The organism is Duganella sp. Root336D2 (genome assembly GCF_001425005.1).
Classification (GTDB): Bacteria; Pseudomonadota; Gammaproteobacteria; order Burkholderiales; family Burkholderiaceae_D; genus Rugamonas.
Window position 1 is genome coordinate 24,743 of sequence record NZ_LMDB01000005.1, and the last position, 21,378, is coordinate 46,120.

At 61.2% G+C, this 21,378-nt stretch carries 23 protein-coding genes; 12 read left to right on the top strand and 11 right to left on the bottom strand.

From position 1 onward, the window contains the following. Nucleotides 1-63: 63 nt before the first annotated feature. Both istB and istA read right to left on the bottom strand, forming a co-directional pair. Entirely contained in the window at nt 64-864 is an 801-nt protein-coding gene (istB, locus tag ASD07_RS07560; protein ID WP_055927489.1) for an IS21-like element helper ATPase IstB, read from the bottom strand. Beyond that, nucleotides 857-2,362 (bottom strand): IS21 family transposase, encoded by a 1,506-nt coding sequence (gene istA, locus ASD07_RS07565; protein ID WP_156397930.1) that lies wholly within the window; start codon nt 2,360-2,362, stop codon nt 857-859. Before istA ends, istB begins: the two co-directional genes overlap by 8 nt. A 130-nt stretch (nt 2,363-2,492) precedes the next feature. Here istA and ASD07_RS30000 point away from each other — a divergent pair. Further along, a protein-coding gene (locus ASD07_RS30000; RefSeq protein ID WP_156397917.1) for an IS3 family transposase occupies nt 2,493-3,597 on the top strand; the annotation gives its coding sequence in 2 pieces (ribosomal slippage) (nt 2,493-2,743 and nt 2,742-3,597; 1,107 coding nt in all). Between the two features lie 361 nt (nt 3,598-3,958). Here the strand turns inward: ASD07_RS30000 and ASD07_RS07580 are convergent. Next, nucleotides 3,959-4,873 (bottom strand): LysR family transcriptional regulator, encoded by a 915-nt coding sequence (locus tag ASD07_RS07580; protein WP_055927495.1) that lies wholly within the window; start codon nt 4,871-4,873, stop codon nt 3,959-3,961. A gap of 78 nt (nt 4,874-4,951) precedes the next feature. On the opposite strand from ASD07_RS07580, the gene ASD07_RS07585 reads away from it, so the two are divergent. Next, nucleotides 4,952-5,581, top strand: a complete 630-nt coding sequence (locus tag ASD07_RS07585; RefSeq protein WP_229207086.1) for a LysE family translocator — start codon at nt 4,952-4,954, stop codon at nt 5,579-5,581. Between the two features lie 85 nt (nt 5,582-5,666). Continuing rightward, nucleotides 5,667-7,178, top strand: a complete 1,512-nt coding sequence (locus tag ASD07_RS07590) for an FAD-binding oxidoreductase (protein WP_082507187.1) — start codon at nt 5,667-5,669, stop codon at nt 7,176-7,178. On the opposite strand, the gene ASD07_RS07595 is transcribed toward ASD07_RS07590, so the two are convergent. Beyond that, nucleotides 7,147-8,367 carry an MFS transporter gene (locus ASD07_RS07595; protein WP_229207087.1) on the bottom strand — a complete coding sequence of 407 codons (1,221 nt, stop codon included), beginning with the start codon at nt 8,365-8,367 and terminating at the stop codon, nt 7,147-7,149. The genes ASD07_RS07590 and ASD07_RS07595 overlap by 32 nt on opposite strands. Before the next feature lie 112 nt (nt 8,368-8,479). On the opposite strand from ASD07_RS07595, the gene ASD07_RS07600 reads away from it, so the two are divergent. Together ASD07_RS07600 and ASD07_RS07605 are read left to right on the top strand one after the other, a co-directional pair. Continuing rightward, nucleotides 8,480-9,427, top strand: coding sequence for a LysR family transcriptional regulator (locus ASD07_RS07600; RefSeq protein WP_055927503.1), 948 nt, complete (start codon nt 8,480-8,482; stop codon nt 9,425-9,427). Between the two features lie 39 nt (nt 9,428-9,466). Then, entirely contained in the window at nt 9,467-10,336 is an 870-nt protein-coding gene (locus ASD07_RS07605) for an acyl-CoA desaturase (RefSeq protein ID WP_055927506.1), read from the top strand. Nucleotides 10,337-10,340: 4 nt separating this feature from the next. On the opposite strand, the gene ASD07_RS07610 is transcribed toward ASD07_RS07605, so the two are convergent. The 4 genes from ASD07_RS07610 to ASD07_RS07625 all read right to left on the bottom strand — a co-directional run bounded on the left by ASD07_RS07610 (nt 10,341) and on the right by ASD07_RS07625 (nt 14,957). Next, nucleotides 10,341-11,312: an XdhC family protein gene (locus tag ASD07_RS07610; protein WP_055927509.1), complete on the bottom strand. Its 972-nt coding sequence runs from the start codon at nt 11,310-11,312 to the stop codon at nt 10,341-10,343. After that, a complete protein-coding gene (locus tag ASD07_RS07615) occupies nt 11,312-13,510 on the bottom strand; it encodes a molybdopterin cofactor-binding domain-containing protein (protein ID WP_373922075.1) in 2,199 nt (732 codons plus the stop codon). Before ASD07_RS07615 ends, ASD07_RS07610 begins: the two co-directional genes overlap by 1 nt. Continuing rightward, nucleotides 13,507-13,965: a (2Fe-2S)-binding protein gene (locus ASD07_RS07620; protein WP_055927512.1), complete on the bottom strand. Its 459-nt coding sequence runs from the start codon at nt 13,963-13,965 to the stop codon at nt 13,507-13,509. The genes ASD07_RS07615 and ASD07_RS07620 overlap by 4 nt, the downstream gene beginning before the upstream one ends. Nucleotides 13,966-14,072: 107 nt before the next feature. Next, the gene (locus ASD07_RS07625) at nt 14,073-14,957 is read right to left on the bottom strand and encodes an AraC family transcriptional regulator (RefSeq protein ID WP_055927515.1); all 885 of its coding nucleotides are present in this window, start codon (nt 14,955-14,957) and stop codon (nt 14,073-14,075) included. A gap of 151 nt (nt 14,958-15,108) precedes the next feature. On the opposite strand from ASD07_RS07625, the gene ASD07_RS07630 reads away from it, so the two are divergent. Next, on the top strand, nt 15,109-15,717 hold the full coding sequence (locus ASD07_RS07630; RefSeq protein WP_055927517.1) for a DNA-3-methyladenine glycosylase I: 609 nt from the start codon (nt 15,109-15,111) through the stop codon (nt 15,715-15,717). An 80-nt stretch (nt 15,718-15,797) separates the two neighbouring features. Beyond that, nucleotides 15,798-17,696 carry a hypothetical protein gene (locus tag ASD07_RS07635; RefSeq protein ID WP_055927520.1) on the top strand — a complete coding sequence of 633 codons (1,899 nt, stop codon included), beginning with the start codon at nt 15,798-15,800 and terminating at the stop codon, nt 17,694-17,696. Here the strand turns inward: ASD07_RS07635 and ASD07_RS30700 are convergent, their stop codons facing one another. Beyond that, nucleotides 17,697-17,861, bottom strand: coding sequence for a hypothetical protein (locus tag ASD07_RS30700; RefSeq protein ID WP_156397918.1), 165 nt, complete (start codon nt 17,859-17,861; stop codon nt 17,697-17,699). A gap of 182 nt (nt 17,862-18,043) precedes the next feature. On the opposite strand from ASD07_RS30700, the gene ASD07_RS07640 reads away from it, so the two are divergent. Next, nucleotides 18,044-18,811 carry a hypothetical protein gene (locus ASD07_RS07640; protein ID WP_156397919.1) on the top strand — a complete coding sequence of 256 codons (768 nt, stop codon included), beginning with the start codon at nt 18,044-18,046 and terminating at the stop codon, nt 18,809-18,811. Nucleotides 18,812-18,813: 2 nt separating this feature from the next. Here the strand turns inward: ASD07_RS07640 and ASD07_RS07645 are convergent, their stop codons facing one another. Continuing rightward, nucleotides 18,814-19,770 carry a phytanoyl-CoA dioxygenase family protein gene (locus ASD07_RS07645; RefSeq protein ID WP_055927525.1) on the bottom strand — a complete coding sequence of 319 codons (957 nt, stop codon included), beginning with the start codon at nt 19,768-19,770 and terminating at the stop codon, nt 18,814-18,816. A 204-nt stretch (nt 19,771-19,974) separates the two neighbouring features. Between ASD07_RS07645 and ASD07_RS32035 the strand changes: the two genes are divergently transcribed. Next, a complete protein-coding gene (locus tag ASD07_RS32035; protein WP_255356985.1) occupies nt 19,975-20,097 on the top strand; it encodes a hypothetical protein in 123 nt (40 codons plus the stop codon). A gap of 48 nt (nt 20,098-20,145) precedes the next feature. Here the strand turns inward: ASD07_RS32035 and ASD07_RS07650 are convergent, their stop codons facing one another. Then, on the bottom strand, nt 20,146-20,532 hold the full coding sequence (locus ASD07_RS07650; protein ID WP_055927528.1) for a hypothetical protein: 387 nt from the start codon (nt 20,530-20,532) through the stop codon (nt 20,146-20,148). A 213-nt stretch (nt 20,533-20,745) separates the two neighbouring features. Between ASD07_RS07650 and ASD07_RS30705 the strand changes: the two genes are divergently transcribed. The 3 genes from ASD07_RS30705 (at nt 20,746) to ASD07_RS31375 (ending at nt 21,364) form a co-directional block, all read left to right on the top strand. Beyond that, nucleotides 20,746-20,901, top strand: a complete 156-nt coding sequence (locus ASD07_RS30705; protein WP_156397920.1) for a hypothetical protein — start codon at nt 20,746-20,748, stop codon at nt 20,899-20,901. An 84-nt stretch (nt 20,902-20,985) separates the two neighbouring features. Continuing rightward, the gene (locus ASD07_RS07655; RefSeq protein WP_055927531.1) at nt 20,986-21,198 is read left to right on the top strand and encodes a hypothetical protein; all 213 of its coding nucleotides are present in this window, start codon (nt 20,986-20,988) and stop codon (nt 21,196-21,198) included. A 10-nt stretch (nt 21,199-21,208) separates the two neighbouring features. Beyond that, nucleotides 21,209-21,364: a hypothetical protein gene (locus ASD07_RS31375; RefSeq protein ID WP_200953780.1), complete on the top strand. Its 156-nt coding sequence runs from the start codon at nt 21,209-21,211 to the stop codon at nt 21,362-21,364. Nucleotides 21,365-21,378 lie beyond the last annotated feature (14 nt).

Consider the following 21,378-nt stretch of genomic DNA (forward strand, 5'->3'; position numbering starts at 1 on the left):
CGTTTTGCGCTGACACCCTTGTCTTCGTCCGGCATCGGGGGTTAATGGTATAAACGATTTATATCATTGCGCGGAGGGTGTGACTTCGTCATTTCGACTGCGCTTCTGCTCCCGTTGCCGAATTCTTCCTTTGGCTGCCATGCTGCTATGTTGGAACCGATAGGATTCATTGCCAGTTTCAACGATGTGGCAGTGGTGGGTCAGGCGATCCAGCAATGCTGTCGTCATCTTGGCATCGCCAAATACACCAGACCATTCCGCGAAGTTCAGATTGGTCGTGATGACGACACTGGTGTGTTCGTACAGCTTCGACAGGAGATGGAACAGCAGTGCTCCTCCGGCCTGGCTGAAAGGCAGATATCCAAGCTCGTCGAGAACCACCAGATCCACCCGCTGTAGTACCGCCGCCAGTCGCCCGGCTTTGCCGTCGCGTTTCTCGCGTTCCAGCGTGTTGACCAAATCAACCGTTGAGAAGAATCGGGCCCGCTTCGCGTAGTTGGTGATCCCAGATATTGCGATAGCGGTTGCCAAGTGGGTCTTGCCGGTTCCAGGGCCGCCGACCAGAACAACATTTTGGGCGGTCTCGGTAAAGGCCAGCGTCCCCAGCTGCCGTACCAACTTCTGATCGACTCGAGACGCATCAAAATCAAAGCCAGCCAAGTCGCGATGCACTGGGAACTTTGCCACATGCATCTGGTGCCGAACAGTGCGCATTGCTCGATCAGTGGTCTCAGCGTGCAACAGGTGCTCTAGCAGCCAACTGCTTGTTTCCAATGTGGCGCCTCCTTTGGCGACCAGTTCGCTCCAAGCTAAAGCCATGCCGTGCAGGCGCAGGCCCTTGAGTTCAACAGAAAGGTCACGCATGATCATCCTCCGATTGAGCCAGTTCCCGCAAATTGTCGTAGCGCGCAGCATCGGCAAGCGGCGCCTCGGTTAGTTGCAGAGCCGTGGCAGCGCTTGGAGGTTGAGGTGTGCTGTGCAGCCTGGCGAGCACGTTCTCGACGTGTTCGACAGACAGGACGCCTGATTCGACGACCAGTTCTGCTGCCACTAGCACGGCATCCAGTCCGGAGACCGGGATGGCCGCCAACACCTGCGCCATCAGTCGATCACCACCGGGATGGCGGAGCAAGCCGTGCCGTAATTTCTGCAAGGGTGCAGGCAGGTCGCCAAACGGCGCTCCATTGGGCAACGCACCAGGCTTGCGTTCGATCAGAGAGATGTAATGCTGCCAGTCGTAACGCACGTCGCCGCGATCGGTAATGCGGACATGGCTGGCGACAATGGTGTCGCTAGCGGCAACGCAGACCCGATTAGGGTACAGGCGGGCACTGACCACCTGGCCGGCCAACTCACACGGCACGGAATAGCGATTACGCGCTACAGTTACAAGGCAGGTTGAAGACACGCGCACCGACTGCTCGACGTATCCATCAAAAGGCGCTGGCATGGGCATCATGTGCAGTTGCTCTTGTTCCAGCATTTCCGCGACCGTGAATTCCCGGTGCTCTGGATGGCGCAGCTCTTGCCATAAAGCCCGGCAGCGATCACCTAGCCAAGTGTTGAGTTCCTCGAACGAGCCGAAACGACGGTTGCGGGCATCGATCCAGATTCTGCGCCTGCTGTCTTGAACGTTTTTCTCCACCACGCCCTTTTCCCAGCCGGCAGCGGTGTTGCAGAAGTCGGGATCGAACAGGTAGTGTGCGCACATGACCGCGAATCTGGCGTTGACGATGCGCCCCTTGCCTTTGTTGACCTTGTCGACCGCCGTTTTCATATTGTCGTAGATGCCGCGTCGGGCAACCCCGCCAAGTGCTGCTAGGCAGCGTGCATGCGCGTCGAACAGCATTTCGTGGCCTTGGCTTGGATAGGCCACTAGCCAGAAGGCCCGACTGGCGCACAGCTTCATGTGGGCCACTTGCAGCTTTCGATAAACGCCGCCGATAACAATACCTTCCTCGCTCCAGTCGAACTGGAAGGCATCGCCTAGCTCGAATTGCAGCGGCACGAATGCCTTGGGAGCCTTGCCTTCTTGCTGACGCCATTCCCGAATAAACTTCGTTACCTGCGGATAGCAGCCGTTGTAGCCGGCGGCACGGATCTGGGCAAATAATGCCTTCGCTGTCCGGCGTTCATGCTTCGGGCGGTGCGCGTCGGCTTTCAACGCCTGGACTATCGAGTCTCGGTAAGGATCAATCTTGAGTGGGACTGGACGGCGCTGGTACTTCGGCGCTGCCTTAGGATCGGGCTTGCGCAGCCAAGCCCGGATGGTATTGCGGGACAGACCAGTGCGTTTCGCTATTTCGTGCAGTGAGAGCTTATCGCGCAGGTGCATGCGGCGGATTTTGCCTAACATTTCCATGGTGATCACCTATTAATCTCCTGCCTAAGTTATGGGCAGGGGTAGTAGAACACCTGGGTCAGTTTTCGATCAGCACACAGCTTCTAGGTGGGTCAATTTTCGGTCAGCGCCAACAACATGGGAGGCAGGCATGAAAAAGCGATTTACGGAAGAGCAGATCATTGGCGTGTTGAAGGAGGCTGAGGCGGGCGCCAGGGTGGCTGACCTAAGCCGGAAATACGGCATTGCCGAGGCGACGTTTTACAACTGGAAGACGAAGTTCGGCGGGATGACGGTCTCACAAGCGCAGCGGTTAAAGGAGCTTGAATCCGAAAATTCCAAGCTCAAGCATCTGCTGGCCGATGCCATGCTGGATAACGCGGCGTTAAAGGAATGGTTAGTCGAAAGTGGTAAGCCCGCAGGCGAAACGACTCGCCGTCGCGCATTTAATGAGTATCCATGCGCTGGGCGTGACACGGGCTTGCGGGCTAATCGGGATTTCCAGATCCTTGTTCCGGTATGCAGCGAAGCGTCCGGACGATGACGAACTGCTGGCCAGGCTAACGACGCTCGCAGGCCAGAAACGGCGATATGGTTACCGTCGCCTGCACGTGCTGCTGCGCAGAGAAGGATGGACGCTCAATTGCAAGCGTACCTACCGCGTGTACCACGCGGCAGGATTGATGGTTCGGCGTAGGAAACGTAAACGCATCGCTGGGGTTGAGCGCACGATCCGGGTGCTGGCCACGGGCGCTAACCAGAGCTGGTCGATGGATTTTGTCTCGGACGGCTTTGTCGATGGACGGCGCCTGCGCTGCCTGAACATCGTGGATGACTTTACGAAGGAATGCTTGGCAATTGAAGTCGACACCTCGCTGCCTGGTTGGCGTGTCGCCGCAGTGCTGGAACGCCTGGCAGAATCTCGCGGCTTACCAAGCTCAGTGACCGTAGACAATGGTCCGGAATTTGCAGGAAAAACCTTGGACACATGGGCATATCAGCACAAGCTCCAGCTGAAATTCATTGCGCCCGGCAAGCCGCAACAGAACGCCTACGTCGAAAGTTTTAACGGCAAGTTTCGCGATGAATGCTTGAACGAGCACTGGTTTCTCTCGCTGCGACATGCACGCCAGGTGATCGAAGCCTGGCGCCGCGAGTACAACGAGGAGCGTCCGCACAGTACGCCGAGGAATCTGACACCGAAGCAATTTGCGGAAGGGTTATTAACCGCAGACTCCAGTTCGGGGCCGTACTAAATTAGGTAGCAGGTCAATTTCTATCGATCCAGCCCTAATGCGTGACGTCACTCCATCGATTGAAGGTGTTGGCCTCAGGCATTCGTTGCAAATGCGGAGCCTCGAGAAGCTTTTCTGCAATTCCAATTGGGTTGCGTGACCAGATTTGCTGTATTTCTACAAAACGGTGTTATTCCGGATGAGCTGTGCAGTCTGAATCTCCATCAATATCGGCAAGTCGTCAGCGGAATGAATCGGCTGATCTACCAAATCCAGGCCAACATCGCATATATCTATATCATTTGTGATACGCGTAGAGATTTCAAATCTCTCCTTATGCGACGCCTGATAGGGGAAAACTGAGTTGCCCACCCCCGTGTGACTAGCTGGCGGTTTTCCCACGAGCCCCAGGCGTGGTGCCGAAACGCTGCACCACGAATTCCACAAAGCTGGCCAGCTTGGGCGTCGACTGCCGGTCGCGTGGGTAGATCAGGTGCATTGGGCGTGGCGCCGGCCAGAACTCTAGCAGGATAGGGATCAGCCGACCGGCGGCAATTTCGTCCGCCAGCACGGCGTCGGCCTGCATCACCAGGCCCAGGCCCGCGACCGCTGCCAAGCGCAAGGCTTCGCCATTATTGGAGCGCATACGACAATGGGGTGATGTGCCTTCTTCTGTGCCGAGCTGCCCGAGACGCCAGCGCGCATCGTGGCGCCAGTGCGAAAAGTCCAGGCAGCGATGCTGCGACAGTTCGCTGGGCGTGCGTGGCGTGCCGTGGCGCGCCAGATAGCCTGGTGCTGCGCACACCATCATCTGCAAAGACCTCAGCGGGCGCGCTACCATGGTGGAATCCTTCAAGGGGCCAATGCGGATGGCAGCATCCAGGCCTTCTTCCACCAGGTCGGACAATCGGTTGGATAGGTCAAGCTCGAGGTTTACCTCGGGATTGGATTCGAGATATTCGGCCATGGCCGGCGCCAGGCAGCGGCTGCCGAATGCGGCTGGTGCACTGATCTTCAGCGTGCCGCGCGGGACCGTACGCATGGCAAGCGCGCCTGTCTCCGCCGCGTGTACCAGTTGCAGGATATGCCGGCATTGCTCGGCGTACTGCCGGCCGATTTCGCTCAGGCTCTGGCTGCGCGTGGTCCGGTGCAACAGGCGTGCACCGACCAGTTGCTCGAGGGCGGCAACGTGCTTGCTGACCATCACGGTCGACATGTCGAGCGTGCGCGCTGCGGCGCTGAAGCTGCCCGCATCCACCACACGCACAAAGACTTCCATGCTGCGCATCTTGTCCATGCATTTTTAATTCTGAGTTAAAGATGTTGTTAATTTTAGGGTATTTTTAATCCTGCTTGCAGGCTGGATACTGGCGGCATGACAACAATGACCCTTTCCCTCTGGCTGGCTTTCCTTGCCATGGCCCTTGCCGCCACCTTCAGCCCAGGCCCAGCCGTGCTGCTGGCGGTTTCCACCACGCTGACCTTGGGCGCACGCCGCACTGCATACGGTTCCGCCGGCAATGCCGTGGGAGTATTCCTTGTCTCTTGCGTGGCTGTGGGCGGCATGGGCTTGCTGTTCAAGGCGTGGCCACCGGCTTTTTCCGCCCTCAAGCTGGCGGGCGCCGCATATCTTGCCTGGCTGGGCGTCAAGCAATGGCGCAATGCGGGGCAGGTGGGGGCTGCTGCCATGGCGAGTGCGCCGGAGGGCAGCAGCCGCGGTGCGGTGTTCCGGCGCGGCATGCTGGTCGCTTGCAGCAACCCCAAGGCGATCCTGTTTTTCGCGGCGGTGTTCCCGCAATTTATGCCGCCGGGCGCGGTGGATGTCATGCGCTTCCTGCTGCTTAGCCTGACCTTTGTCGCGTGCACTTTTGTCGCGCACCTGAGTTATGTGCTGCTGGCTGCTACAGCAGGTGCGCGGATCATGTCTGGTCGGCGCATGGCGATACTGCAGCGTGGCACTGCTTTGCTGTTCATTGGCCTCGCTATCGCCCTGGCTTTTGATTGATGTATACCAATCACATACCAATTAATTGATTTAATGATAATATCACTTCCCTCGGCCGAGTTGGCGCGTTATCAGGGGAGAGCACATGGATCGCAGGCGGTTTCTGGAGTTATCGGGAGGTGCGGCGGCAGCGTTGCTGGCAGGGTGCGGCGGCGGTGGTTCGAGCGGTAGTCCCTCGACCCCGGTTCCGCCGGGAGAGGCGGGGCTGAACTGGACCAGCTTATCGGCTTCACTCGGCGGCCAGTTGCTGCGACCTGGCGATAGCGCCTATGCTGCCGCGAGCCTGCTGGCGAATATGCGTTTCGACGGCACCAAACCTGCGGCCATCATCAAGTGCAATTCGGTGGAGGATGTCAGGACCGGCCTGGCCTTCGTGCGCAACAATAGACTGGCAGTGACGCCGCGCTGCGGCGGCCATAGCTGGGCCGGGACGTCGACCACCACCGGCATCGTACTGAACGTCACGCCAATGAATGCGATCCAGGTCAATGCCAATGGCACGACCAAGGTCGGAGCCGGTGCGCGGCTGGCCGAGGTATATGACACCTTGATTGCGAACGGGGTCTGCATCCCTTCCGGCACCTGCCTGACGGTGGGCATTGCAGGCATCACCATGGGCGGGGGCATCGGCATCCTCGACCGGCAGTTCGGGCTGACCTGCGATAACCTGTTGGCGGCGGAGGTAGTGACGGCGGATGGGCGCTTGCTTAGCTGCGATGCGCATACGGAGCCAGAGTTGTTTTGGGCCTTGCGTGGCGGAGGCGGCGGCAATTTCGGCGTGGCCACGTCCTTTACCTTCAAAACCCATCGGATCGAGGACATAACCGTCGCACGCGCCGATTTCCGTTTCCAGGATTTTGCCGCGATGTTCGATGCCTGGCAGCGTTGGCCGCAGTCGCTGCCTGACAATATCTGGGCGCAGATCTACATGCAGTTTGGTTCAAGTGGCGCCTCATGCACCGTTACCGCCTACTGCCTCGGCACTTCCAGTTTCCTGCAACCTTATTGGAACGCTTTCCTTGCTGCGACAGGTGTTGCCAGCAACGATATGAGCACCGCCATCAGCCAGCTTCCTTACCGCGGTGTGGCGTGGAGCATGTGCACGGGGATTCCGTTGAAGGAGTGCAGCTTGAGCGGCTATTCGCCGGAAGGACGCAAGACCCGCTATGACGAGGTGCTGAGTTCCGATTTCTTTAACGCGTTGCTGCCAGCGGCAGGCATCGCGGCGTTGAACCAGTCGGTGAAAGATGCCATGGCTGCCGGCATTTCCGGTTCATACATCTTCGACCACATGGGTGGTGCGATCAGCCGTGTCGCAGAAGATGCAAGCGCCTTTGTCCACCGCAAGGCCTTGTTCAGTGTGGAATACGCCACCTGGCAGTCGCGCGCCGTCTACGACACGACGTTCCCCAACCGCATGCGCGGTGTGATGAAAGCCTGGAGCAGCGGCGGCGCTTACGTGAACTATCTCGATCCGCTTCTGAAAGAATGGCAGCCGGCGTACTACGGTGCGAACTATGCGCGCCTGTCGAAAATCAAGAAGAAGTACGACCCCGGCCGGGTTTTCAATATGTTCCAGGGTGTCGAGCCGGCGTAGGTGCATGGCGTGGCCGCAAGGCCAGCGCTTCCGTGACCCAGTAGAGCAGGGCGATGGCCGGGAAGGTAATGCCGGCCAGCAGCGCTGCGCGCCAGCCGTAGTTTGCCAGGATCCAGGCGCCAGTCGCCGAGCCCAGTGCACCTCCTGTGAAGAACACTGCGAAGTAGATGCCATTCAAGCGGCTGCGCACCTCTGCGCCCAGCGCAAATAAGGCGCGCTGCCCCAGCACGAGGTTGGCAGCTACTCCCATGTCGAGCACAATGGAAGCAATGGCCAGCATGCCGATTGCAACGACGCGCGATTCAGGTACCCACAGCGGCAGCGCAAAGCCGAGAACCCCGAGCAGGAGCGCGCCAGCGGTTGCTGGCAGCGTATGGCCTTTATCTGCCAGCCTGCCGGCGATGGGCGAGGCAACAGCACCTGCCATGCCGACCAGGGCAAACAATGCGATGCCGGTCTGGGACAAATGGAAGCGTTCACCTTCCAGCACCAGTGGCACAACCGTCCAGAACATGCTGAAGGCGCCGAACAGGCCTGCGTGATAAGCCGCACGGCGACGCAGCACAGGCGTGTCGCGGAACAGGTGCCACAGCGAACCAATCAGTCGCTGGTAGGAAAGCGGTGCGGTAGGCACGCGCTCAGGCAGTTTCGCGCGCAGCACGAAAGCCAGTACTGCCACCAGCACGGAGGCTGCGCCAAATACTGCGCGCCAGCTCGCAAAATCGGCAAGCAGGCTCGCCGCGGGGCGGGCCAGCATAATCCCCAGCAATAATCCGCTCACCACCTTGCCAACGGTCTGTCCGCGCGTCGCTTCGTGCGACAGGTGGGCGGCGAAGGGCACCAGCACCTGGGCTGCGACAGAACCGAGCCCGATGGCCAGCGAGGCAGCAAGGAACTGCATTGCGGTTTGGCTGGAAGCGGCTGCCGCCAGTGCTGCTGCAGCAAAGAGCAGGGCAACGAACACCAGCTTGCGATTTTCCAGCAGGTCTCCCAATGGGACCACGAACAGCAGCCCGAGTGCGTAGCCGGCCTGCGTGAGGGTCACGATCAGGCCCGCTGCTTCAGGCGAAAGGCCGGTTGCAGCGCTGATAGGGCCGACCAGGGTTTGCGCGTAATACAGGCTGGCGACGATGAGACCGCTGGCGCCTGCCAGCAAGGCCACCATGCCGCGGGAAATGTCATTTTTCATATTTGAACTCCGGTAGTGGAAAGCATGGGGGCATTCTGCGCGAGCGGGTCCAAAAGATAATTAGGCAACAAATGCTCTATACTTTTCACAATAAGTGAACAATTGGAGTGCCATGGACCGCCTGAAAGCCATGCAAACGTTCGTCCGCATCGTGGAAGCAAACAGCTACACCAAGGCGGCGGAAACACTCGGCCTGCCACGCGCCGCGCTGACAGCGACGATCCAGAAGCTGGAAGCCTACCTCGGCACGCAGCTGCTGCAGCGAACTACGCGCACGCTCGCGCTGACCAGCGACGGCACGGCATACTTCCGCCATTGCATGGCGATCCTCGCCGCGGTGGACGAAGCGGAGGCACCTTTCCGCGCCAGCGAAAACGCGACACCGCAGGGCCTGCTGCGTGTAGAGCTGGGTGGCGCGGTGGGACGCAAAGTGGTGATACCGCGGCTTGGGGAATTCTGCCGCGCCTACCCGAACGTCGAGCTGGTGCTGAATCTCAGTGACCGGCTGGCAGACCTGGTTCGTGACGGCGTGGATTGCGCCTTGCGCGTGGGGGCGCTGCAGGACTCCGCCCTGATCGGGCGCCAGATTGGCACCATGCGCTTCGTGAGCTGTGCCGCGCCTTCGTACCTGGCCGCGCATGGTGCTCCGCAATCGCTTGAAGACCTGGCGCAGCACAAGGCGATCCTGCATTACTCGGGACGCACGGGCCGTCCCTTTGATTGGGCGTTCAGCGCCAGTGATGGCGAACGCAAAATCGATATGCCCGGCACCCTTGCGACAAACGACGCGGAAGCTTATGCGACGCTTGGCTTGCAGGGACTGGGCCTGGTACAGACGGCGACCTACCTTGTCCGCGATCATCTCGCCAGCGGCGCGCTGGTGCAGGTGTTGCACGATACGCCGCCCACGCCGATGCCCGTTTCGCTGGTTTATCCGCAAGGCCGCATGGCTTCGCCCAAGCTGAAGGTGTTCGCGCGCTGGCTGGAGGCACTGTTCGATGCCGAGCCCGACTTGCGGCGCGACACCTCCCAAAGCTTTGTTGCGGGAGGGGAAGATTGATAATAGTATATTGTTGTTGAATTAATTCGAGCGTGGGTGATGAAGGATCCCTGTATCTCGCAAGACCTGAAGGAAAACTGGAGTAACAGGGTTCTCAATCTGGCCTCCATTTTCTTGCCCTGGATGTTGATGGCTGCCATGGCTGCCGGCGGCGGGAGGCAGCTTGCGCCAACGGTCGCGACTGCGCTGGTCTTTGCCGTTTTCTTTGCTTTAACCGTGATGGGCGTCGCCATCGGCATGCATCGCTATTTCACGCATCATGCATTCAAGACCAGTGGCTTCATCAAGGTGTGCCTGGGCGTGCTGGGAACCTGGGCGATGCAAGGCGATATCACCCGCTGGGTGGCCGACCACCGGCGGCACCATCGCTTCGCCGACAAGCAATTCGACCCGCATTCGCCATGGTATTCCGACCGCGGCCCCATCTCGAATCGACTGCAAGGCTGGTTCCACGCCCACGTTGGCTGGATGCTTTACGGACGTGTCTCACAGTCAGCGCGCTATGCGCCGGATTGTCTTGCCGATCGCAGCATTTCGTTCCTGTCGAACTATTATTGGCCGATTGTCGCGGCAGGCCTCATTTTGCCCGGCGCCGTTGGCTATTGGCTGGGCGGCGAAGATGAACTGTATCGATGCATCTTCTGGGCCGGCGCTGCGCGGGTCGCCTTGCTTCACCAATTGACCTGGTCGGTCAATTCGTTCGGCCATATGTTTGGAAACAAGGTGGCCGGCAGCGAAAACGAATCGCGCGACAATATCTTTTTTGCGCTGCTATTGCTGGGCGAGGGTTTGCACAGCCACCATCATGCACGCCCAACCTCTGCGATGAACGAACCCAGGCACCTGGATTTTGGCGGCTGGATTATTCGAGGTTTTGAAAAGCTCGGCCTGGTCTGGCAACTTCGATAAGGCCTCAGGGCAGGACGTTACGCAGGGCGATCGGCGCGCCGTGGCGGACGGCAGTCATTTCCGCCACGATGGCGACGGCAATTTCGGGCGGCGTGTGGCTGCCGATGGGCAGGCCGATCGGGCCGTGCAGCCGATCCAGCTCTTCGGACGTGAAGTCGAAGTGGTGCGACAGGCGTTCGCGCCGCTTGCCGTCATTGGCGCGCGACCCTACCGCGCCAACATAGAAGGCAGGGGAGCGCAGGGCTTCCAACAGCAGCATGTCGTCCAGTTTAGGATCATGGGTCAGCGCGACGACCGCAGTGCGCGAATCGGCGTGCATGGACAGGAATGCGTCATCGGGCATCGAAGTGAGAAGCTTCGTGCCCGGCACGCGCCATTCAGCGCCGTATTCCAAGCGCGGCTCGCAGATCGTGATGTCGTAGTCCAGTGCCTGGGCCATTTGCGCAAGGTAGCAGGAAATCTGGCCGGCGCCGACGATGAACAAGCGCCATTGCGGACCATGCACCGTGCGCAGTTGCCGGCCATCCCAGTTCAGGGTGTCGCCGCGCCGCGCGGCGGCCTGCGTTGAGGCGCCCTGTGCCAGGTCCACTTCCCTCAATACCAGTTCGCCGCGTTCCAGGCGGCTGGCCAGTTCGTTCAGTTGCGCGGCGTCCGGCTGCGGTTCAACCACCAGTTGCAGCGCGCCGCCGCAGGGCAGACCGAAGCGCGCGGCTTCGTCCTGGGTGACGCCATAATCCAGGCTGAATGGCAGGCGCTCGCCAAGGCGGCCTTCTCGCATGCGGGCGATGATGTCGTCTTCAACGCAGCCGCCCGATACGGAACCGACGGCAAGGCCATCGTCGCGAATCACGAGCCAGGATCCGGCCGGGCGGGGCGCCGAGCCCCAGGTGTGGGCCACCGTTATCAGCGCGTAGCGCCTTCCTTCGGCCGCCCAGCGGCGGGCGGCCTCCAGCACCTGCAAGTCGACACTTTCCATCAGGCCTTCAACTCCTCCGTGCGGATCGGCAGGCTGCGCACCCGTTTGCCGGTTGCGGCGGCCAGTGCATTCGCCAGCGCAGGCGCCAGCGGCGGTACGCCCGGTTCGCCAATACCGGTAGGCTTCTCGGCAGACGGGACGATATGCACTTCCACTTTCGGCATTTCGGTGATGCGGATAGGCGCATAGTCGTGGAAGTTGGACTGCTCCACCACGCCGTCCTTCAGCGTGATGGCGCCATGCAGCGCAGCCGACAAGGCAAAGCCAACGCCGCCTTCGACCTGTGCGCGCACCACATCTGGATTAACGACCATGCCGCAGTCGACGGCGCACACGACACGGTCGACTGTGAAGCTGCCATCGGCGTTCACGGTCACCTCGGCTACTTCGGCAACATAGGTGCCGAAGGATTCATGCACTGCGACGCCGCGGCCGCGGCGCGTGCCATTCGCTCCCGCCGGCAGCGGCTGGCCCCAGCCGGCTTTGTCAGCGGCCAGTTTCAATACGCCCGCATGGCGCGGATGCTTGTCGAGCAGCGCCAGGCGGTAGGCGACGGCGTCCTGCCCGGCGGTGCCCGCCAGTTCGTCGATAAAGGTCTCGGTGGAGTAGGCAGTATGGGTCGAGCCGACCGAACGCCACCAGAGCACCGGAACCTGGATATCTGTCGGCGTATGCAGTTCGACGCGCATGGCCGGAATGCCATACGGAAGATTGGCCGCCCCCTCGACGGAAACAGCATCAATGCCATCCTTGATCATCATGCCGGCAAATGCAGTGCCGGCCAGAATCGATTGGCCGACGAGGCGGTGGCGCCATGCCGTTGGGCGGCCATCCTCGCCCAGCGACGCCTCCAGCGCATGGTGGAAGGCAGGGCGGTAGTAGCCGGCCTTCATGTCATCTTCGCGCAGCCAGACCATCTTGATTGGTGCGCGCGATTTGCTTGCCTTGGCGATCTGCACCGCTTCCAGTACGAAGTCGGCGTCCTTGCTGGCGCGGCGGCCGAAGCTGCCGCCGGCGTACAGCATGTTGATCTTCACTTTCTCAGGCGGCAAGCCAAGCAGCGCGGCGACCGATGGCTGGTCGATGGACTGGAACTGGGCGCCATACCACAACTCGCATTCGCCTTCGCCGATGCGCACGACGCAGTTCAGCGGCTCCATCGGTGCGTGTGCGAGGTAGGGGAAGTCATAGGTGGCGCGCAGCACGCGGCCAGGCCGCGCAAGGGCGGTGTCGGCATCGCCGGCGCTATGGGCGACCAGGCCAGGCTGCTGCGCCAATGTGCGGAACTGCGTGAAGATATCTTCGCTGCCCAGCTTGAACGCCCTGGATTCGTCCCAGTCGATCTTGAGCGCGTCGCGGCCTTTTTTCGCGCTCCAGGTGTCATGCGCCAGCACCGCTACGCCGCTCGGGATTTGCACCACGTCCACCACACCCTTGATCGCCTTGGCCTTCCTGGCGTCGAAGGATTTGACCGTGGCGCCAAAGCGCGGCGCATGGGCGACAACAGCCGTCAGCATGCCTGGCAGGTGCACGTCCTGTGTGAACTGCGCACGGCCATTGACCTTGTCCGCGCTGTCCTTGCGCGGCGCGTGCTTGCCGATCAGCTTGAAGTCCCGGGGAGATTTCAGCGCCACGTCGGCCGGTACCGGCAACAGTGCTGCGGCTGGCGCCAGCTCGCCGAAGGTGGCTTTGTTTGCGCCGTGCGTGACAACGCCCTCGCTGACGCGGATCTCGCCGGCAGGCACTTTCCATTGTGCCGCAGCGGCCGAGACCAGCATGGCACGGGCACTGGCGCCGGCCTTGCGCATCTGTTCCCACGAGTTGGCCATGGCAGTACTGCCGCCAGTGCCCTGGAATGCTCCGAATGCCAGGTTGTTGTAACGGCGGGCGTCCGCCGGTGCACCTTCCACGCGAACCTGGGACCATGCCGCGTCAAGTTCTTCCGCTACCAGGGTGGCAAGGCCGGTGTACGCACCCTGGCCCATTTCAACGTGCTTGGCGATGACGGTGACCATGCCGTCCGTCCCGATGCGGACAAAGGCGTTCGGCTCGAATTCCGGGACTGCAGCGGCGGAAGGAGCCGCGGCCTGCGTGCCAGGCAGGTACAGGGCCAGCGTCAAGCCGGCCGCAGCTTGTACCGCGCTGCGCAGGAAATCGCGGCGGCTGCCGTTTTCAATGCGGGGAAGATTCATGTTCATGCCAGCTCCTGTGCGGCTTCGTGGATGGCGGCGCGGACGCGCACGTAGGTGGCGCAGCGGCAGATGTTGCCGGCCATGGCGGCGTCAATGTCCGAGTCCGATGGCTTGCGATTGCGTTCCAGCAGGGCGACAGCGCTCATGATCTGGCCGGACTGGCAGTAGCCGCACTGCACAACGTCCAGCTTTTTCCATGCCTCCTGTACTACCTTGCCAATGCGCGCGCGGTCGACGCCTTCGATGGTGACGATCTTCTTCCCGACCGCAGCCGAAACCGGCGTGCTGCACGAGCGAATCGGGGTGCCATCCAGGTGCGCCGTGCAGGCGCCGCACAAGCCCATGCCGCAGCCGTATTTGGTGCCGGTCATTTGCAGCTTATCGCGCAGCACCCACAGCAATGGGGTGTCGCCAGCGACGTCAACGCGTGTCGTCGTGCCGTTGATATTCAGTGTGATCATTCCGTACTCTCCGCTCATGTGGAAATGCAAGCTTGCATTCTAGGGAGCGGGATTTGGCAACTGATAGCACGATTCCACTGATTTCTTGCCTGATCCTCTTTGGCGTATCAGGCAGCGGCAGCGTCGCGCCGCATGGCGTCGATATCGCGCTTGGGCGGCGCGCCGAACAGGCGGCTGTATTCGCGGCTGAATTGCGAGGGGCTTTCGTAGCCGACCTTGAACGCAGCGCTGGCGGCATCGAGCTGCTCGTTCAACATCAGGCGCCGTGCTTCATTCAGGCGCAGCCACTTCTGGTACTGCAAGGGGCTCATTGTAGTCAGCTGGCGGAAATGCAGGTGCAGGTTGGATGCGCTCATTTTGACGTGCGCTGCCAGCTCGTCGATGTGCAGCGGCTGCGCGTAATGCAGGCGCAGCCAGTCGAGCGCTCGTGCGATGCGGAAGCTCTGGGTACCAACCGAGGCGATCTGGCGCAAGCGCGCGGACTGGTCGCTGAGCAGCAGCCGGTAGTGGATTTCGCGTTCGATCAAAGGGGCCAGCACTGGCAAGGCTTCGGGCTCGTCCAGCAGTGCGATCAAGCGCTGGAAGGGCTCGGCCAGCCCGGGCGTCATGCTGCCGATAGCAGCCACTCCCTGGATGGCAATGTCGGCCGGCGTTGGTCGCCTGCTATGCGTCGCCAGTTCGGCAATGGTGCGCAGGTCGAGCTTATACACCAGGCCAAGGCAAGGGTGGTCCGGGCTCGCTTCCAGTACCTGCGAGCTGCCGGGGAGGTTAAGGGAAGTCACCATGAAACGCTGGGCATCATAGCGGTAGCACTGTTCGCCAATCACCAGCTGCTTGGCGCCTTGCGCGACCATCACGATGCTGGGCTCCACCAGGCAAACGTTCGGCGTTGTCGGCTCGTTGCGCCGGTACATGTACAGGTTGGTAACCGGGGACTGGTAGTCTTCGACGTCCTCGGTCCATTGTGCGATAGCGTTAGCCAGGGATTTCATGCGGGTCTCAACGAATTTATCGCGCTGAGCATAACACCGCCGCCAAATTTATTCAGGGTCCGGCATGAGATGTTCGCTTGACAAGGTCGACGGGAGCGTCCTACCATTTATGTAGGACGAGTGTCCTAATCCATTTTTTTTAGGGAGGAGCATGGTGGGCGAACTGTTTGCTGGGCCAGATGGCGGCGCGCGATGCCGTTGGTGCGGTGCTGCGCCGGAGTTCCTGCATTACCACGACCTCGAATGGGGTTTTCCGGTCGTCGACGACGCCCGCCTGTTCGAGAAGATCTGCCTGGAGGGGTTCCAGGCAGGACTGAGCTGGCGGACGATTCTGGCCAAGCGTGAAAACTTCCGGCGTGCTTTCCATAACTTCGATATCGGACGCATTGCGCGTTTCTCGGAACGGGACGTTGAGCGCCTGCTGCGGGACGAGGGCATAGTCCGCCATCGCGGCAAGATCGAAGCGGTAATCAACAACGCCAAGCGCGCGAAAGAGCTGATCGCAAGCGAGGGATCGTTGGCGCGATTCGTCTGGAAGTTCGAACCGGCCCAGGATGCGATGGCCGCACCGCAAACCGTTTCGACTTCCGATGAGGCCATCGCCCTTTCCAAAGCGCTCAAAAAACTGGGCTGGAAATTCGTCGGGCCGACAACTGTCTATGCCTTCATGCAGGCCATGGGGCTGATCAACGATCATGCGCATGGGTGCGTCGTGCGGGAGCGGGCGGCATCGGCGCGCTCCAGGCTCAAGCGTCCATGATTCGTAAGAGGAACCAAAGCAGTTGCTGGCGCCACCAAGTGAGGTCGTTTCGGTGACCGAACAGAGTGAATGGAGATGCAATGCTCAATCGAGCCGGCTACAGTCCCTTGCCAGCCTTGCCGCCGACTGCGGGCGGTACGCAATCCTTGTCGCCGCCGGCGCGCGCACCGGCGCAAGGCAGCCCGCAGCCGTCAGCGCGCATGCCTGCGCCGCGCGCCGGGACGGTACATCCCTTGCAGTCGCAATGGCGCGGCTCTACTTCGCAAGCCGAGGGGCCGCCGTCGCAATCGGTAGGCTGCAACAGCACCGTGCTGGACATGGTGAAATGGGACACCAAACATAACGTCGACATGGTGGGCAACGTCCTGGTACTTGGGCATGAGTCGCGTGCCCACGATCCCCGGCAGCGAAATGCCGGCGGATCGCCAGAGCCGAAGATAAAGCTTGCGCTCGATAGCGGCACGCTTTCGCCGGCAGACGCCCGGTACGCGGAGATGTTGGGCAAGCAAGCTGCGGTGAACATGCTGCATAACACCACGCGGCGTTACGACTTGCACGGAACACCCGCAGCGCAGTTTATCCAGGATGTCTGCGACTGGCTGGGTGATCCTCGCACACGGATGACTGCGGGCGCACTGGGCGACATCGTCAGGGACGTCGGCGAAATGGTCCATGCCCAGGAGAGCAAGGACCTGGGCCCCTCCCGCGCCCCGCGCGAGGCCAAGCGGATGCCGATGGAATGCCTGACCCATCTCGGCTACGCGATACGGGATATGCGGCACGACGCCCGCCCCGAACACCGCCAGTTCCTGAAAGAGCTGGGATACGAAACGATGGACCGCACCATGCAGCACAAGTTGCGGCCCGACGAGACCAAGGACTGGTTGCGCCAGGTGGAGGCTGATTGCCGGCAAGCGGGATTGGAGGGCCTTGGCAAACTGGTGAAACGCCTGCGCCACGACATCCCCGCCTCGGCGGACGGCTACGAGACGCGGCTGCACGACAACATCTACGGGCGCGCCATGGAATCGGTGCTGATCGCCGAACTGGTTCGCGACCCGCCGGCGAACGTCAAACAGGGCATGGGCGCGCTGGCTTTGCACCTGGACCTGGCGTTGAAGGCGCTGCCGCGGCAAGCGCAGCAGGATGTTGCGCTCCAGGTGCAAGGCATGATGCGTCACGAGCGGCGGGGCTGGCAAACCAAGTCACCGGAGCTTGAGGCCTTTTTCAATGCGCGCCCCGAGCATGCTCTCGGCGCGCTGAAGCGCCTGTTGCGCGCACCGATGGACAATGGCTTTGATTGCATCGCGATTCCATACGTGAGCGTCAAGATGTCGCTATGCATGCAGGCCCACGGCGCTGCGCCATGGATGGGCAAGGCGAACCGGAATTACGCCAATGTAGTGGGCCCTGCGGCCGCGCGGCTGACGGAAGGAGCGGCCAATGCCAACCGCATGGCGCCGAAATCAGGAATCACCATGCACCACCAGCCCGACATCGTTCGCGGCAGGGAATCGGCCATGCATCCGGGAGACCGGAACCGTCCCAACCTGGAGCAGGCCAGTCCGGAATTGCACACCGCACTCGAACATGGCGTATCGTTCGTCAGCGGGGTGTCCGGATCGACCAATATCGTGATGCACATGGTGGGCGATATCCTGGACCAGGGCGGGAAGGTCGATCCGAAGGACGCCTTGCTGGGCACCATGATGTTCCTGAACTATGACGGCGGCCACTCGATGCACGAGGCCATGTGGGTCGGCAACCAGCTGGATCGCAGCCTTGACCTGAAAATGGACATGCCGGGTGGCGATCCGCGCAACTTCGTCGCCGACTATGATCGTTTCATCGAGTCGTTCCCACAAGCCAAGGGCCGCGACCAATTACGCGCCGCTGCCGATATGGCCTGGGACAAGACCCTCGACCATTTCGGCCGGCACAGCCACTTCTCACCGGAGAACCGGCCGCCGATAGCTTGATCACGTGGATTTTGAGGCAGTTCCTGGTTGCCTGGACTTGCCCTCGGATGCAGCTGACTGCTTGTTGCCTTTTGCAGAAGATGCGTTGCCCGCATTTTTGCTGTTCTGGGTTTCTTGCAGCTTGCTGTTGCGCCCATTTTTTCCGGCTTGGCTTGGCTTGCTCATGATTTCCTCCGTGTTCAGCAGGATTACTGCTTCAATGATAATTGCAGCCCGCTGCCAGGATGTAGGAGTGACGCCTGACCGGACGTAGGCGAGTGGCCAAGCCGGTGTATGGCGACGAACGCTATACTTGCAGGGTCCACTTTTCCCGAAGTTCGATGCGCGCCTGGCCGTTGTTATCCATTTTGACAAGTTTCCTGCTCGTGGGGCAGGCGGAGGGCGCTTGCCAGCCGCTGCGCTACGGCTATACGGACAAGGCGGTGCCTCCTTATTACAACGGCTCCGGGCCGGAGGCTCCTGAGCCGCCTGGCGCACTGGCCGAACTCGCGCGCGATGCCGCGGCCAGCGCCCGTTGCCGGGTCCAGATGGTGCGCATGCCGCCGGCGCGCCTGCACAAAAGCCTGGACGAGGGGGCGATCGATGCGATGTCCCTGTTTGATCCGCAGGTGGTGGGCGAACTGCCGAATGTCGTTTATCCGCGCGACAAGCAAGGCAAGCTTGATGCGGCGCGCGCCATGCCGCTTTACGTCGTGGTTTTTGTGCGCGCGCGCGACTACCTGCCGGTCGATGCCGATCCGGCGGTCACCTTGCGCGGGCGTATCGTCGGTGTTTCGCAAGGCGCGCCGCACGTCAAATACCTGCAAAGCGCAGGTGTGGAAGTCGATGCCGGCGCCTCCAATCCCGACCTCAATTTCGAAAAACTCAAGCTGGGGCGCATCGACGGCTTTGCCATTTCGCTGTCGACGCCGGAGGACATGGACGCGCCTGTGGCGGCGCGCTACGGCAAGGAGTTCATCCGCCTGCGCAAGCCGCTGCTCGTCATTAACTCGTGGCTGGCGTTGAACCGGGCTTATTACGAGAACAACCGCGAAGCTTCCGAGGAGATCTGGAACTGGTACGGTTCCCACGGGCGAGCGCACCTCAACACGCTCTTGAAAAAATACCGGCGCTAAGCTCAGTTGCGCCGGTACTGGCGGGCGAACTGGAAGATGTGCTCCCAGGTTTCCGGGAAATCGCCGGGGATGCGTCGGTTGTACATATAGATTGCGCCGGCGATTGCCTGCAGCCTGGCTTCGAACGGCAATTGCAGCCCGGGTCCGAAATCGAGCGAAGCGAAGCCGGTGCGGGCGGTGTCGGGATTGATTTCGTGCAGGTCGCAATCGCGGTTATGAAAGTAGATGCCGACGCTGATGCGCGGCTGCCTGGCCCGTGCGCTGCTGCGACCGCCCCAGTGCAGCACGTGGGTATTCCATCCCAGGGGCGCGCCGGCGGGAGCGGGCAGCGCACGCACGTTCTGCCAGTCGCCCAGGTCCAGTTCTATCTGTTCGCCCTCCGGCCCCAGGCTTCGGTCCAGGTTCTGCGGCAGCACGTACATGCAGGCGTTGAGGGGGCTGACGTCGGTCAGCGGAATCCAGATATTGAGTATCCGCGGGCGGCCATCGGCGCCGACGGCTTGCGGGTGGTGCAGGTCGCGGTGCGGCCCCCAGCCGGTGGCGTTTTCCTGCGGCGCCACGTGCCAGGCCCAGATATCGGTGGGCATCATCTGGTAACGCTCGCCCAGTAGCTGGCGCAGGACGGGGTCGAGCGGCGCGAACATCTGCCAGAAAGCGTCGTAGACCATGCAGAAAACAGGTGGAATGCCGCGCTGTACCAGCCCGCCGATCACTTGTGCGAGTTTGCCTGCATGGCTGCGCGGGATGATGGGGCCGGCCTGGAAATAACCTTCGGCGAGGGTGTCCGCCACATGGCGCCCGGGCTCGCCCAGGCCGGGCAGGGCGGTCGGTGCCGGCTTGGCCAAGGGCGTTGCGCTGATCGGCATGTCCGGATTCATGTCCAGCCAGAATGCCAGTTGGCCGGCATGGGCCAGCGGCGAAGGAGAAGCTGCCTGTGATTGTTGTTCTGCGTAGTCCATTTGCTCGTCTCAAGTGAGAACGCCGGCAAGCGCTGACAGGGGCCGCGCAAATGCGCCCGGCACCAGGCCTGCCGATAGGTGGCTGCGCCGGCTGCGCTGGTTCCGCGCTGCCGTTGCGCTGCGATGGAACGCATGCGCTGTTTGCTGCCACTCAGCTTGGGGCGCTGCTGCCCTACACCATATCAACCTTGAAAGGAGTCAGAAATGCTGCCAATACTTGCCGCAATCGGTCGCGCCGTCCTGCCTGAAGTTATCAATACCGCTGCCAAGGTCCTGGGCGGCGGCTCGGAGCAGAAGCCGTCAAACCCGGCGGAGGACATCATCTAAGTGAAGCGCTTGCGGCCCCCAAGGCCGCAAGCGCAAGCCGGAGCCTGTTCAACCGCTGGTGATATCCGCTCCGGATTCTTCCCGTCCCTTATCCTTGATCTTCTCCAGCGTGGCGACGCTCACCCCCAGCATGCCCGCCAGCTTCTTCATTTCTTCCGCCGAGATGGTGCCGTCCTGCAGCTTCTTCAGCAGCTTTTGCAGATCGTCCTCGTCCTCGTCCTCGCCACCGCCACCGCCGCTTTTTTCCGCCTGGTTGGCCTTGAGGCGCGACTCCAGTTCGTGACTGATCGCGTCGCGGGCAGCGGAACTCAGGTTGTCCTTTCCCAGCATGTTGATCAAGTCTTCATTGGACTTGAATTTCAGGCTGTCCTTGAAAAGGTCGCTGGCCTGGGAGGAAAAATTGAAGCCGCCGACCGGTGAAAATTGAATGCCCATATCTGCTCCTTTGATGGTTGAGGTTTTCCTGCGCATGTTCCATTACATAACGCACCGATAGGTAGCGGCTTTACGGCATACGGTTCCACGCAAGAGGCAAACCAAAAATCGAATTCGATGCATGGAACTGCCGGCGCACCGGCCTCCACATATCGCTACCGTCGCAACGCAATGCGTAAGGCGGCAACTTCAACCACAACCAAGGAGGTAACCATGTCTGGAATGACCGCAATCACTTCGTGGATCGGCGCCGGCGGCGCTATCGCTGATCAGGAAGCTACCGCTGCAGCAAAAGAAGCAGTGAATGCCAACGCCGCGAAACTGAAGCTGGCGAAGGCTGGCCAGGACAACGCCTTGTCCCTGATCTAAGCCCCCTCAAGCCCGCCAGGGAGTGAGGTGAAGGGGTGGAACCATCCGGTTCCACCTCTGTTGCATCGATCAAAGGAGAACCATATGAGCAGTTACCAGAACAGCATGTTCGCGCCATCGCAGGCGCGCCCGGGCCAAGCCATGGAAAAGACCAAATCCATGCCGCTCGGCCAGGCCGCGCAGATGGGCGCCGCCGAAGCCATGGAGTTCCAGCTGTGGGTTTCGCAGCAGGGTACTTCGCTGGCCAAGCTGAAGGTCTTTAATGCGATGGCCAAGACGATCAACGACCAGCAATAGGAGCGTCACAATGTCCGACTCAAGAACACGCTCAGCGCGCGCCAACGAAGCGAAGTACGTCCGCCAGCTGGAGGAAGTCGCTGCCGCAAGGAGCGACGTCAACAACGTGGCAGTGTTCACCAAGTTGATCAAGAAAGCGGAAGAGATTTCGCAGGCGGCAGTGTAGACGCGCCTTTAATC

What these genes read in the sequence shown, in the direction of transcription:
- ASD07_RS07635 (WP_055927520.1), top strand. Translation starts at nt 15,798, where the DNA reads ATGCTCAATCGAGCCGGCTACAGTCCCTTGCCAGCCTTGCCGCCGACT.
- ASD07_RS07625 (WP_055927515.1), bottom strand. Translation starts at nt 14,957, where the DNA reads ATGAAATCCCTGGCTAACGCTATCGCACAATGGACCGAGGACGTCGAA.
- istB (WP_055927489.1), bottom strand. Translation starts at nt 864, where the DNA reads ATGCGTGACCTTTCTGTTGAACTCAAGGGCCTGCGCCTGCACGGCATG.
- ASD07_RS07585 (WP_229207086.1), top strand. Translation starts at nt 4,952, where the DNA reads ATGACAACAATGACCCTTTCCCTCTGGCTGGCTTTCCTTGCCATGGCC.
- ASD07_RS31375 (WP_200953780.1), top strand. Translation starts at nt 21,209, where the DNA reads ATGTCCGACTCAAGAACACGCTCAGCGCGCGCCAACGAAGCGAAGTAC.
- ASD07_RS32035 (WP_255356985.1), top strand. Translation starts at nt 19,975, where the DNA reads ATGCTGCCAATACTTGCCGCAATCGGTCGCGCCGTCCTGCCTGAAGTT.
- ASD07_RS07595 (WP_229207087.1), bottom strand. Translation starts at nt 8,367, where the DNA reads ATGAAAAATGACATTTCCCGCGGCATGGTGGCCTTGCTGGCAGGCGCC.
- ASD07_RS07600 (WP_055927503.1), top strand. Translation starts at nt 8,480, where the DNA reads ATGGACCGCCTGAAAGCCATGCAAACGTTCGTCCGCATCGTGGAAGCA.
- ASD07_RS07655 (WP_055927531.1), top strand. Translation starts at nt 20,986, where the DNA reads ATGAGCAGTTACCAGAACAGCATGTTCGCGCCATCGCAGGCGCGCCCG.
- ASD07_RS30705 (WP_156397920.1), top strand. Translation starts at nt 20,746, where the DNA reads ATGTCTGGAATGACCGCAATCACTTCGTGGATCGGCGCCGGCGGCGCT.
- ASD07_RS07615 (WP_373922075.1), bottom strand. Translation starts at nt 13,510, where the DNA reads ATGAACATGAATCTTCCCCGCATTGAAAACGGCAGCCGCCGCGATTTC.
- ASD07_RS07630 (WP_055927517.1), top strand. Translation starts at nt 15,109, where the DNA reads ATGGTGGGCGAACTGTTTGCTGGGCCAGATGGCGGCGCGCGATGCCGT.
- ASD07_RS07610 (WP_055927509.1), bottom strand. Translation starts at nt 11,312, where the DNA reads ATGGAAAGTGTCGACTTGCAGGTGCTGGAGGCCGCCCGCCGCTGGGCG.
- ASD07_RS07605 (WP_055927506.1), top strand. Translation starts at nt 9,467, where the DNA reads ATGAAGGATCCCTGTATCTCGCAAGACCTGAAGGAAAACTGGAGTAAC.
- ASD07_RS07650 (WP_055927528.1), bottom strand. Translation starts at nt 20,532, where the DNA reads ATGGGCATTCAATTTTCACCGGTCGGCGGCTTCAATTTTTCCTCCCAG.
- ASD07_RS07645 (WP_055927525.1), bottom strand. Translation starts at nt 19,770, where the DNA reads ATGGACTACGCAGAACAACAATCACAGGCAGCTTCTCCTTCGCCGCTG.
- ASD07_RS07580 (WP_055927495.1), bottom strand. Translation starts at nt 4,873, where the DNA reads ATGGACAAGATGCGCAGCATGGAAGTCTTTGTGCGTGTGGTGGATGCG.
- istA (WP_156397930.1), bottom strand. Translation starts at nt 2,362, where the DNA reads ATGGAAATGTTAGGCAAAATCCGCCGCATGCACCTGCGCGATAAGCTC.
- ASD07_RS07590 (WP_082507187.1), top strand. Translation starts at nt 5,667, where the DNA reads ATGGATCGCAGGCGGTTTCTGGAGTTATCGGGAGGTGCGGCGGCAGCG.
- ASD07_RS30700 (WP_156397918.1), bottom strand. Translation starts at nt 17,861, where the DNA reads ATGAGCAAGCCAAGCCAAGCCGGAAAAAATGGGCGCAACAGCAAGCTG.
- ASD07_RS07620 (WP_055927512.1), bottom strand. Translation starts at nt 13,965, where the DNA reads ATGATCACACTGAATATCAACGGCACGACGACACGCGTTGACGTCGCT.